The 12277-nt window shown below is 35.7% G+C and carries 10 protein-coding genes; 8 read left to right on the forward strand and 2 right to left on the reverse strand.

The features are described from left to right. Window positions 1–139 precede the first annotated feature (139 nt). The 4 genes from PHF25_01370 to PHF25_01385 all read left to right on the forward strand — a co-directional run bounded on the left by PHF25_01370 (window position 140) and on the right by PHF25_01385 (window position 5254). Entirely contained in the window at window positions 140–2020 is a 1881-nt protein-coding gene (locus PHF25_01370; GenBank protein ID MDD4526669.1) for a DUF4914 family protein, read from the forward strand. Window positions 2021–2074: 54 nt separating this feature from the next. After that, the gene (locus tag PHF25_01375) at window positions 2075–2713 is read left to right on the forward strand and encodes a hemolysin III family protein (GenBank protein ID MDD4526670.1); all 639 of its coding nucleotides are present in this window, start codon (window positions 2075–2077) and stop codon (window positions 2711–2713) included. A gap of 66 nt (window positions 2714–2779) precedes the next feature. Beyond that, the gene (gene typA, locus PHF25_01380; GenBank protein ID MDD4526671.1) at window positions 2780–4591 is read left to right on the forward strand and encodes a translational GTPase TypA; all 1812 of its coding nucleotides are present in this window, start codon (window positions 2780–2782) and stop codon (window positions 4589–4591) included. A 39-nt stretch (window positions 4592–4630) separates the two neighbouring features. Beyond that, the gene (locus PHF25_01385; protein ID MDD4526672.1) at window positions 4631–5254 is read left to right on the forward strand and encodes a carbonic anhydrase; all 624 of its coding nucleotides are present in this window, start codon (window positions 4631–4633) and stop codon (window positions 5252–5254) included. Here the strand turns inward: PHF25_01385 and PHF25_01390 are convergent. After that, window positions 5247–5453, reverse strand: coding sequence for an RNA-binding S4 domain-containing protein (locus PHF25_01390; GenBank protein ID MDD4526673.1), 207 nt, complete (start codon window positions 5451–5453; stop codon window positions 5247–5249). The genes PHF25_01385 and PHF25_01390 overlap by 8 nt on opposite strands. Before the next feature lie 170 nt (window positions 5454–5623). Between PHF25_01390 and PHF25_01395 the strand changes: the two genes are divergently transcribed. Together PHF25_01395 and PHF25_01400 are read left to right on the forward strand one after the other, a co-directional pair. Continuing rightward, window positions 5624–6484, forward strand: coding sequence for a M23 family metallopeptidase (locus PHF25_01395; GenBank protein ID MDD4526674.1), 861 nt, complete (start codon window positions 5624–5626; stop codon window positions 6482–6484). Window positions 6485–6566: 82 nt separating this feature from the next. Further along, on the forward strand, window positions 6567–8303 hold the full coding sequence (locus PHF25_01400; GenBank protein ID MDD4526675.1) for a TIGR01212 family radical SAM protein: 1737 nt from the start codon (window positions 6567–6569) through the stop codon (window positions 8301–8303). Between the two features lie 14 nt (window positions 8304–8317). Here PHF25_01400 and PHF25_01405 read toward each other — a convergent pair whose 3' ends face one another. Next, window positions 8318–8617, reverse strand: coding sequence for a metal-sensitive transcriptional regulator (locus PHF25_01405; protein MDD4526676.1), 300 nt, complete (start codon window positions 8615–8617; stop codon window positions 8318–8320). 47 nt (window positions 8618–8664) lie between these two features. Between PHF25_01405 and PHF25_01410 the strand changes: the two genes are divergently transcribed. Beyond that, entirely contained in the window at window positions 8665–11118 is a 2454-nt protein-coding gene (locus tag PHF25_01410; protein ID MDD4526677.1) for an FAD-dependent oxidoreductase, read from the forward strand. Between the two features lie 132 nt (window positions 11119–11250). After that, the gene (locus PHF25_01415; protein MDD4526678.1) at window positions 11251–11796 is read left to right on the forward strand and encodes a M48 family metallopeptidase; all 546 of its coding nucleotides are present in this window, start codon (window positions 11251–11253) and stop codon (window positions 11794–11796) included. Window positions 11797–12277 lie beyond the last annotated feature (481 nt).

Consider the following 12277-nt stretch of genomic DNA (forward strand, 5'->3'; position numbering starts at 1 on the left):
ATTATGAAGCAACTGAAAACACTAGTTTGGCTTATTTTCCTCATCCTAAAACACAGAAAATTCTCTTAGCCTAAAACCCAAATAATCTATATAATACGTTTGATTAGTATTAGTACAATAAGGTGATTGGAGAAAATAAATGACTAACGCTTGGAACGACTGGAATATAGAAGATGAGATTAAAGATATATTAAATGCTGCACCTTCCGTAACTATTGCAGAAAGCCGTGAAGAACTTTTTAAACTAGCAACTAACGGTGGACAAGATTCCTTTGATGTTGAATATGAACTGCTTGATGGTAGTAAGATAGTAGAAGCGCAGGTTGTAAAATGTAAAAACGGTCTAGCCATTAACTATCCTGACAAAAATATGCGGAGAAGAGACCCTGACTGCATGGTGGTTGGCGACAATAAAGTTACGGATAAAGCTAAATACAAAGATGTCTTTAATAAAGACTTTGCTCCAATAAGGACAGAGACTTTTGACTGGTTAAAGAAACAAGAATTGCTGATTGCAGGGATTTACATTGGTGGAGAACAAACTGGATTAACAGGAATGATTATTGCTCCTGCTAATGCTGGATTCTTTGTTGGTGGACTAGCTGATTTGCAAGGATTTATTGATTTAAATAAAATTGACAATTCATTTAATCCTGACTCTATACTATATTTAGCCCCTCCATTTAGACACACACACTACAATGGCAAACAAATTGTTGTGCATAACCGTAAAAAAAAGGTTCATGAAATATTCTCCTATAATTTATATCCAGGTCCTAGCGCAAAAAAAGGCATTTATGGTGTCTTGCTACAAAAAGGTGAAGAAGAAGACTGGTTAACTTTACACGCTTCCACTGTGCAGGTAGTAACGCCTTATGAAAACATCACTACTTTTCTGCATGAAGGTGCTAGTGGTAGTGGGAAAAGTGAAATGCTTGAACACCCACATCGTGAAGATGATGGAAGGCTACTACTTGGTAAAAATAAAATTTCTGATAAAACTTTTTATGTCACAATTAACCAAACATGTGGTCTTAAGCCTGTGACTGATGATATGGCTCTAGTTGACAATAAAAAAAGCATTAAAGAAAAAAAGTTAGTTGTAACCGATGCAGAAAACGCTTGGTTTTTACGAGTTAACCACATTGGTCATTATGGAACTGACCCTTATTTAGAGAAAATCACAATACACCCAGCCGAGCCTCTTCTTTTCATAAATATTCAGGGAGCTCCTAACTCAACGATTCTTCTCTGGGAACATATTCAAGATGCACCAGGAAAAGCTTGTCCCAATCCACGAGTGATTCTCCCTAGAAAATTAATGCCTTCAATTGTAAACACACCTGCAGAAGTAGACTTCAGAAGTTTTGGTATCAGAACTCCACTTTGTAGTGAAAAAAATCCTAGTTATGGGATAGTTGGAATGTTTCATATCTTACCACCAGCACTTGCTTGGTTGTGGCGTCTTGTTTCTCCTAGAGGGTATGCAAACCCAAGCATTCTTGACGAAGAAGGTCTTTCCAGTGAAGGAGTTGGTTCTTACTGGCCTTTTGCTACTGGCAAATATGTTAATCACGCCAATTTGTTATTAAAACAAATCATGAACACTCCAAACACAAAATACCTACTTTTCCCCAATCAACACATTGGAAGCTGGGAAGTCAGATTTATGCCACAATGGATTTCTCGAGAATATTTTGCAAGAAGAGGTGCCGCTAGATTCACAAAAGAACAACTCAAGCCTGCCCGCTGCCCACTTTTGGGTTACACGCCTACAAGAGTGGTTGTAGAAGGTGTACAAATTCCTGAATACTTTTTTAATGTCGAACATCAGCATGAAGTTGGAGTAGAAGCTTATGATTACGGCAAAGAGCAGCTTTATAAGTTTTTCGAAAAAACACTTAAGGAATATTTAGTCCCGGAACTAGACCCATTAGGTAAAAAAATTATTGAATGTTGCCTTGAACGAGGTAGTGTTGCCGAAATGGCTGGCTTAATATCTTTTAATAAAAGAGATTAATTAATATAAAAAAACTTCGAGACAAATTATTTCAAAATAAGCTATAATTACGTTATGGGACTTAAAGATCCGGTTAGTGGTTTATTACATTTAATAGGTGCTGCCTTAGCTATACCAGCTACTATTTTATTAATTATTTTTGGTTCTGATTCTGCGTGGAAAATAGTTTCGTTTTCAGTATATGGCTTATGTTTATTCCTTCTTTTCACCTTTAGCACACTTTATCACTGGCTACCTCAACGATGTAGCGGAAAACATCAAGTATTTAGAAAGCTTGACCACTTAGCTATTTATGCATTAATTGCTGGTTCTTATACTCCTTTTTGTTTAGTCACACTCAGAGGTCCTTGGGGATGGACCATTTTTGGATTAACTTGGGGTTTAGCGATAATTGGCATGACTATTCAATCTATCTTTATTAATGCTCCTCGTTGGTTAACTACATCTATTTATGTACTGATGGGGTGGATGGTAGTAATAGCAATTAAGCCAATCACGACCTTGTTGCCAATCAAAGGACTTATTTTATTAATAGCAGGTGGCGTAGTTTACTCAATCGGTGGGGTTGTTTATACAATTAAAAAACCTAACTTTCACAAATTCTTTAATTACCATGATTTATGGCATGTGTTTGTACTATTTGGAGCTTTTTTTCACTTTCTAGCACTTTTACTCGTTGTATCCCAACAATAAATTTGCCACTATCCACCTTTAAGAATATAATTCACTCTGGCCTAAACAACAGAAGGAAGTGTCATAGTGAAACAAAGTAACATCAGAAATGTAGCAATAATAGCCCACGTAGACCACGGAAAAACAACTTTAGTAGATGAGCTATTCAAACAAAGCGGAATATTCAATGAACGTCACCATATGACCGAGAGACTAATGGATTCCATGGACCTTGAAAGAGAAAGAGGTATAACCATTAAATCCAAAAACGGTTCTTGTTTCTATAAAAACCACTTGATAAATATTATTGACACTCCCGGACATGCTGATTTTGGAGGAGAAGTTGAGCGAGTGCTGTATATGGCTGATGGAGCTGTTTTCTTAGTTGATGCCGCTGAAGGGCCCATGCCTCAATCCTACTTTGTATTAAAAAAAGCCTTAGCTCTTAATATCCCAGTTATTGTTGTTGTCAATAAAATAGACAAAGCTGCTGCAAGATGTGAATGGGTTGTTGACCATGTCTTTGATTTAATGGTGCAGTTAGATGCCCCTGATAATATCTTAGACTTCCCTGTTATTTACGCATCAGCAAAAGCTGGATTGGCTACGAAAAAACTTTCCGAGCCAGGCAAAAACATCTTTCCCCTTTTGGATACCATTATTGACTACATCCCAGCTCCTGTTGGTGATAGTACGGCTCCTTTTCAGCTTCAAATATGCGCGATAGACTATAATGCCTTCCATGGCAGAATGGCCATCGGGAAAATAACTTCTGGTAAAGTTGCTGTTAATCAAGATGTTGCTGTTACTAAAAATGACAAAATTCTTAGAACTGGCAGAATCACAAAAATCTATAGATTTAATGCTGACCAAAAAGTAGAGACAGACGAAGCTATCTGTGGAGAAATAATATCAATAGCTGGTTTTGATGAAATGAAAGTTGGGGAAACCATCACGGATAAAGATACCCCCATGTTTTTGCCAGCACGAGAAGTAGACCCACCAACCATTTCCATGAACTTTCTACCAAACTCCTCACCTTTTGCAGGACGAGAAGGAACCTTTTTTACCTCCCGACATATCAAAGACAGACTTGAGCGTGAACTATTGAGTGATGTTGCTTTACATGTTGAAGAACTAACCGAAATAACAGGCTATAAAGTTGCCGGCAGAGGTGAGCTTCATATTGCCATACTTATTGAAAAAATGAGACGTGAAGGATACGAATTTGAAGTATCCAGACCAAGCGTTATCTTTCATGAAGAAAATGGACACAAAACAGAACCTTATGAATTTATTTTTATTGAAATACCAGAAGAATATCAAGGCAAAGTCATTGAAAAACTTGGACAAAAAAAAGGACAAATGATTGACATGGAGCTTGATAAAGGAATAATGAAAATGAAGTTTGAAATACCCACAAGAGGACTATTAGGCTATCACGCAGAATTCATGATGGACACCCATGGCATGGGGACAATAAACAATATTTTCCATCGTTACGCACCTTACTCTGGTGAAATTACTGGCAGAAAAAATGGTGTTATTATTGCAAAAGAAACAGCACCTACTGTTGCCTACGCTTTGTTTAACCTTCAAGAAAGAGGAGATTTGTTTTATGGGCCTGGTGTTGATGTCTACGAAGGACAAATAATAGGAAGTTACTCAAAAGAAGGAGAAATAGTGGTTAACGCTAATAAAGGAAAAAAGCTCACTAATGTCAGAGCCTCGGGAACTGACGAAGCAGTGGTGCTTACTCCTTATACTAGAATGTCACTTGAAGAATGCTTATCCTTTATTGACAACGATGAACTAGTGGAAGTTACTCCTAAAAACTACAGAATGAGAAAAATTGATATTCATGAGCTTGATAGAAGAAGAAAAAAAAATAAAAAATAATTTCATCAGGTAAATGATAATTATGGTATTATATCGGTGATGCAAACATTACTAAAAGGTATTGTTGAGTTTAAAGAAAAGGACTTTGAGAAATACAAGGAACTTTTTACCTCCATTTGCAAACACCAAGATCCGCACACATTGTTTATAGGTTGCTCTGACTCAAGAGTAATTCCTAACATGATTACAAAAACATTGCCTGGCGAACTGTTTGTTCTTAGAAATATTGCTAACCTAGTTCCTCCTTACAGAGAAGTTGACGAATATCTAGCAACTACTTCGGGAATTGAATATGCAGTTAAACAACTTAATGTAGAAAATATTATTGTTTGTGGACATTCTAACTGTGGTGGTTGTGCTTCATTGTTTATTGAGAATACCGGCAGCGATGAGCTCCCAGCTACGAGCAAATGGATGAATCTGGCTAAGAATGTGTTAAAACAAGTAAACGAACAGTTGCCTGACGGTTCGCTAGAAGCTAAAGGATGGCTAGCAGAACAAATAAATGTTGTAGAACAAATGAAGCATCTATTAACCTACCCTTACATCAAAGAAAAATATGAAAAAAAAGAAATAAACATCTTTGGCTGGCATTACATTATTGAAACTGGTGATGTTTTTAACTATGACTCAAAAAAAGGAGTTTTTGAGCTAATTAATTAGTAACAGTAATTTTTTCTCCCTTAACCTCAATTATATCATTAACTCTAATCTTATTTTTTTTTCTAGTTTCGACAGAACCATTAACCTTTACTCGGTTCTGACTAATAGCAAATTTTGCTTCGCCACCTGACATAAAAATACCAGTTACTTTTAATAATTGGTGTAGCTCGATGTAATCTGCTTCTAATTTGTAATTCATGTGTAAAATATAGCATATATTTGCAATATTTGCTTATCCTACTTCATAAATGCCCAATAGATTCCTCCACGCTTCAGTCTTTGACTGACTTGGTCGGGATGACCGTTAAAAAAACCATACAGCCATAATAGTGCTTGAAAAACATCAATCTTCTGGTAGTCTATTCTTGCATGAAAAACTTTATAAATAGATTGCTGTTACTTTTATCTATCCTTTCATTTTCATTCCCTGCAGAGGTTTTCTTTTCTAATGTAATCAAACAAGGCGACTCCAACTCTATCCTATTAAGAGCGCAAACCAAGTTAAATAACCCAGAACTCAATTACAACAACAAAACAATACCAATGCATCTTATTTACTATGGTCCCGAAAAATACGTCTACAGATGCGTCATAGGAACCGACCCACTTACTTCTGTTGGGGTAAAAAAAGTAAAAATTATATTACAAGACCAAACATTGCTTGCACTTTCTTTTACTGTAACTAAAAATAACTTTCAAGAAGAATACATTGCTATCCCCGAGGCTAAAAAGGGAGCATTAACTAATAAAAATCTTGTGAATGAAGGAAATATAATTGGTTCAAAATTCAAAGAAATAACTAAACAAGCAAAATGGAGAGATAGGTTTATTATGCCTGCTGAAGGACGGATTTCCTCACCATATGGCGCACAAAGAAAATATAACGTTAATAATATTGCTTGGTGGCACAAAGGCGTAGATATAGCAAACTCCATTGGAACTCCAGTGCTTACTCCTAACGACGGAACTATTATCTTAACCGGTAGCTATGCTGTACATGGCAAAACTATTATGATTGACCATGGACAAGGAATTGTCTCTGTTTTTAATCATTTAAACTCTATCGATGTTAACGAGGGAGACTTTGTGAAAAAGGGAAAAAAAGTTGCGACCATGGGTAATACCGGAAACAGTACAGGCCCACATCTCCATTGGGGATTAAGCGTCAATAATGTAAGGGTAAATCCTCTCCAGTGGGTAAATAATCGTTTCGCACCCAATTATTTCTGACCTCTCCCTAGCTCTCCTAAAGTAAAGAGAACAAACAAAACGTCTACTTTGATTAAATATTAATCAATGTAAAAATATACATATGCAAAAGAGAATTAATTTCTTTAAAGATTATCTGATAGAAAAATACGGAGAAGCACTATACCGCATACCCCTTGATTTAAATACAAGCTGTCCTAATCGTGATGAAAAGGGCAAAGGTGGCTGCAGTTTTTGTTCGGAACACGGTGCGCGCTCAATGCAGACAATGCACTCTACTTCCCTAGCAGAGCAAGTTACTGATTCCTTGAAATTTGCTAAAAAAAGATATGGAGCAAAACAGTTTATGCTGTACATCCAAGCCTTCAGCGCCAACTTTCAACCTGAAAATATTGCTATCTATGACAAACTATTAACTGACAAATTTAAAGCCATTAGTTTTGGTACAAGGCCAGATTGTCTAAACAAATCCGCCTATTCTTATCTACAACAACTCAATAAAAAAACTGATGTTTGGGTAGAATTAGGAGTTCAAACAGTTCATGACAAAACACTCAAGCTTATCAACAGAGGACACAACTTTAATTGCAGTAAGAACGCTATCAAAAAACTAAACAAAATAGGCGTCAATGTTGCTGCCCACGTTATTATCGGACTACCTGGAGAATCTATGAGCAAGATGATTCAAACAGCTAAAACACTTTCGAAGCTACCGATTAAAGCTATAAAAATCCACAACTTACATGTTCTAAAAAACACTAAACTAGCTGAAGATTACAAAATAAAGCCATTCCCTACCCTGAATGAATATGAATATGTTGATGTTTTAGTTGCGTTTCTAAAAAACCTTCGACCAGACATTTACATAATAAGAATGACAACTGAATCACTGGAAGGAACAGTTATTGCCCCTAAATGGAAAATGAATAAAAGTCATTTCAGAGAATATGTCCTGAGAAAAATGGCGTTTGAAGATGCTTATCAAGGAGATATTTTTTCTAAAAAAAATAAACCTGAATTATTAACTGAGAAAAGCACTTTGGACGGTTCTATTACTTTTTGGAGCGAAGATTTTAAAGAACATTACCATGATAAGGCAGGCGCCATGCTAGAAGCCAAAAGTAAATTTCTAAACCAAGCTCTGCTGGATAAAAAAGATAATATTAAAATATTAGACATCTGCTTTGGGCTTGGTTACAACAGCTTGGTCAGCATGGAATATGCACTAAAAAACAAAAAGAAGATAGAAATAACAGCCTTGGAAATAGACAAACGAGTTGTAAGAAATGCATCAAAAGTTCTAAATTACGGCACAAGCTTTAACTGGAAAACTTGCCTCAAAAAACTTTCCATAAAAGGCAAATACTCCAAAAATAATGTTAGCTTATCAGTGTTATGGGGTGACGCAAGACATCAAATAACAAAATTAGAAAACAACTATTTTGATGTCGTTTATTTAGATGCATTTTCTTCACAACACAATAGCGAACTCTGGACCTTAGATTTTTTTAAAAAAATAAAAAAAGTAATAAAAAAAGATGGCGTGCTTCTAACTTACTCATCAGCAATACCCGTTAGACATGCTCTCAAGTTAGCTGGTTTCTTTGTAGGAGAAACACCTCCAGTTGCAAGAGAAAGAGGAAACACTATCGCCTCCTTAGATAAAACAAAAATATCTACACCCATACCAGCAACAGATTTAGCGTTCTTTAATACAACCAGAGGAGTTGTTTATCGAGACCCTTTTAATATTTGGCCCAACAAAGAAATTCTAAGAAAAAGAGAAATCTCCATCAAAGAGCTAAAAGCAAAATTAATAGACTCTAATGAAAAAAGTTGATTGCCTAGAAATTGTTATAAAAATTTCTTAAATGTTGAGACTAATTCATCAATTGTTTCCTGTTTAACCGAGGGGTCAATACAATTCATAATATTACCTTCTAAAATAAGACCAGCGGCTCTACGTAATCCTTTTTCTGAGGCAGCAACTTGTGTTAGTATTGCCGAACATTTTTGCTCACCCTTCTCTACCATGGAAATAATTCCATCTATCTGACCTTTAACAATTTTTAATTGATGGGTTACATCTTCTTTTCTAGTCATTTTATTCCTTGTGCCAACACCCCTAGGGGGTATATACTTTAAGTTAATCATAACATAAATATAATAATTATTAAAATAATCCTAAAGAGGAGGCAAAAATGAAAGTTCTAATAGTTGGAGGAGTCGCAGGAGGAGCCAGTACGGCTGCTAGGTTAAGAAGAAATGATGAAAACGCAGAGATTATAGTTTTCGAAAAAGGCAAGGAGGTCTCTTATGCGAATTGCGGAATACCCTACTACATTGGTGATGTCATCAAAGACAGATCACTGCTGGAACTTTTAACTCCTGAGGACTTTAAAAAAATGCTCAATGTTGATGTTAGAAACTATTCAGAAGTTATCGAAATAGACAGAAAGAATAAAACCGTAACTGTCATGGATCATCTAAATAACAAAAAGTATCAAGAAAGCTATGATAAATTAGTTCTCTCTCCAGGTGGGAATCCGATAAAACCGCCTCTTCCAGGCATTGGCAATGAAAAAATATTTACCATTAGAAATCTTGCTGATATGGATAAAATAAAGACATTTATTAACACTCATAACCCTAAAAAAGCAGTTGTTATTGGTGCTGGGTTTATTGGCTTAGAAATAGCTGAAAACCTCAATGAGTTAGGAATAAAAGTATCCATTGTGGAGCTTGCCGACCAAGTAATGAACGTAATTGATTATGAAATGGCGACTGTAATTCATCAGCATTTACATGCAAAAAACATTGGTCTTTACTTAAAAGACGGTGTGAAAGAGTTTAAAGAAAATGAAGACAACAAACTAGAAGTTGTCTTAAACTCAAACAGAACAATCATGGCAGATATTGTTATGCTTTCTATCGGGATTAAGCCTGACACAACATTAGCAAAACAAGCTGGAATTACTTTGGGAGCACTGGGAGGCATTCTAACTAATTCAAAAATGCAAACCTCAGACAAAGATATTTATGCGTTAGGTGATGCTACAGAGATAAAAGATTGTGTTTTAGAAAAAATGAACCTTATCCCCTTAGCCAACTCAGCAAATAAACAAGGACGCATTGTTGCAGATAACCTTTGTGGTATAGACAGAGAGTACATAAGCACAACAGGAGCTGCTATTGCAAAAATATTTGATATGGTGGTGGGAACAGTTGGAAGTAACGAAAAGAATCTTATAAAGAATAATATAAACTATTCTAAGGTATATTTACAACCGTCCTCACATGCTGGTTATTATCCGAATGCTTTTCCGTTAATGATGAAATTAATTTATAGTAGAACTGATTTTAGAGTGCTGGGAGCACAGCTAATTGGTGCTCAAGGCATTGATAAAAGAATTGACGTCATTGCCACTCTCTTGCAAAGCAAAGGAACTATCTATGACCTAGCTAGATTAGAACTTTCCTATGCTCCACCTTTTAACTCCGCAAAAGACCCGGTTAACATTGCGGCAATGATAGCCATTAACCAAGTAGAAGGGAAAAACGACGTTATCTTCTGGAACGAAGTTAATAAATATAAACAAGCTGGTGCTCTTTTCTTAGACGTAAGAGATGAAATGTCCTACGATTTAGACCACATCGATACTGCCATAAATATTCCACTAACAAGCCTTAGAGAAAAGTTAGAAGATCTTCCCAAAGATAAAGACATTATTGTCTATTGTAATCAAGGAAAAACAGCTTATTTTGCTCTTAATATTCTTAATCAAAATGGTTTTACTAAAGTGAAAAACCTTTCAGGAGGAATAAAGCTCTTTAAATTCACAACCTTTAAACAGGAAAACATTGGTATCTTCGATGATGATTATATTGATAAAAAAGATGATGTTCAAAAAGTAATCGCACCAGCAGGAAAAATCATTAAAGTTGATGCTTGTGGCATGCAATGTCCTGGTCCAATTATGAGGTTAGCTAAAAGTATTGAGTTGGCTGAAATTGGAGACACTATCCTTATCGAGTCTACGGATCAAGGATTTCAACAAGATGTTGGTGTTTGGGCAGATAAAACAAATAACGAACTAATCTCACTAGAATCTATTGGTGGGAAAATAACTGCGCAAGTAAAAAAAGGCAAACAACCAGAAGCTAAACAACTAAAAGGCGAAATCCCGCATGACAAAACATTAGTAGTCTTCAGCGGAGATTTAGATAAAGCAATTGCAGCCTTTATTATTGCAAATGGTGGAGCTGCCATGGGAAGAAAAGTGACCATGTTTTTTACTTTTTGGGGACTTAATATCCTTAGAAAAGAAGAAAAGGTAACAGTAAAAAAAGACATCCTGGGTAAAATGTTTGGCTTTATGATGCCAAAGGGAAGCAAAAAACTAGGACTATCTAAAATGAACATGGCTGGCATGGGACCCATGATGATCAAAATGTTAATGAAACAAAAAAATGTTACTTCCCTAGAAGGCATGATAAAAGATGCTATGGATAATGGCGTTAAAATAATTGCGTGCCAGATGTCTATGGATTTGATGGGTTTCAAACAAGAGGAACTTCTTGAGGGAGTGGAAATTGGTGGAGTAGCAACTTATCTAGGCGCAGCAGAAAGTGCCGACAATAATTTGTTTATTTAGCACCTCACCAGCTAAAGTTACTTTCATTTATTAAACAATCTAATTTGTAGCTACCTCTCCTAACAGAGGGGTTTATTTGCTGTATGTTTTATTATTTTCTAAAAGAGAAGTTTTATAGGTATAATACAAACCATGTTTACAAAAGAAAAAATGTTGGACATTGATGGAATAGGCAAAGTCGTACTTAGAAAAAATAAAAAAAATAGAAGTGTTCGTATTTCCATTAAGGCTGAACATGTTCTAGTAACTTTCCCTCCCTTTGTGGGGTTTAAAGGCGCAGAAAAAGTGGTTAATAAAAACTTAGAGTGGCTAACAACTAACATTGCCAAACTAACTAAAACTAAACCAGAAATAGATAAAAAAGAACTTAGAAGAAAAGCCAAAGAAATTCTGCCAGACAAACTAGCATTATTAGCTAAAAAGTTTGACTTTGAATACAATCGAGTATTTCTAAGAGATACCTCAACACGATGGGGAAGTTGCTCTACTAAAAAAAACATTAACCTTTCAATTAAGCTAGCTATCTTGCCTGAGCACCTGATGGAATATGTGATTCTGCATGAACTTAACCATCTTAAATATCATGGACACCAAAAAGACTTTTGGGATAGTTTAAGCGTGCTTTGTGGCACAAATGCCAAAGCGCTTCAAAAAGAATTAAGAGCTTTTTCTCTTTAAAATATTTTTTGTTTCGAATAATCTATCATTCCCGTTAGTTATCATGTCATTCCCGCGAAGGCGGGAATCTATTTCTATTAAAAAGTTAACTTTTTAATTCTTTTCAATAAGGGGCTCCGCGCCCCTTATCAATCCCCTCGTCCCCTCGTAAAACATACTCCCTAAAATTTGGGGAATTACTCATCACCCTGTGATTAAGATTATTCTATAAAATATATTTCAGAACCTCCGGGAGGATTGCGACCCTCTCCCGACGTAATGAATTATAAGCTTCTAACAAAGCATATTGCCGTCACCCTCTCCAAATACTTGGAGAGGGTCAGCAGCATCTTAGTTTATAAGCAAATAAATCCGTCTTCTGCTGGGAGAGGGCAAGAGTTTCGAGTTCTGAAAGCAATTAATAAAAAAGAATAGCGGATTAATAAGACCGGCAATTAAGGCCTTATTTTAGGAAAGTTTAAGAATTCTATTTTTAGTTAAT

It is taken from the genome of Candidatus Margulisiibacteriota bacterium, assembly GCA_028706105.1.
Lineage (GTDB): Bacteria > Margulisbacteria > Riflemargulisbacteria > GWF2-35-9 > DYQY01 > DYQY01.

Excerpts from the sequence above, each read along its gene's own strand:
- PHF25_01390 (MDD4526673.1), bottom strand. The coding sequence starts at position 5,453 with ATGAATTACAAATTAGAAGCAGATTACATCGAGCTACACCAATTATTA.
- PHF25_01395 (MDD4526674.1), top strand. The coding sequence starts at position 5,624 with ATGAAAAACTTTATAAATAGATTGCTGTTACTTTTATCTATCCTTTCA.
- PHF25_01385 (MDD4526672.1), top strand. The coding sequence starts at position 4,631 with ATGCAAACATTACTAAAAGGTATTGTTGAGTTTAAAGAAAAGGACTTT.
- PHF25_01410 (MDD4526677.1), top strand. The coding sequence starts at position 8,665 with ATGAAAGTTCTAATAGTTGGAGGAGTCGCAGGAGGAGCCAGTACGGCT.
- PHF25_01400 (MDD4526675.1), top strand. The coding sequence starts at position 6,567 with ATGCAAAAGAGAATTAATTTCTTTAAAGATTATCTGATAGAAAAATAC.
- PHF25_01370 (MDD4526669.1), top strand. The coding sequence starts at position 140 with ATGACTAACGCTTGGAACGACTGGAATATAGAAGATGAGATTAAAGAT.
- PHF25_01375 (MDD4526670.1), top strand. The coding sequence starts at position 2,075 with ATGGGACTTAAAGATCCGGTTAGTGGTTTATTACATTTAATAGGTGCT.
- PHF25_01405 (MDD4526676.1), bottom strand. The coding sequence starts at position 8,617 with ATGATTAACTTAAAGTATATACCCCCTAGGGGTGTTGGCACAAGGAAT.
- PHF25_01415 (MDD4526678.1), top strand. The coding sequence starts at position 11,251 with ATGTTTACAAAAGAAAAAATGTTGGACATTGATGGAATAGGCAAAGTC.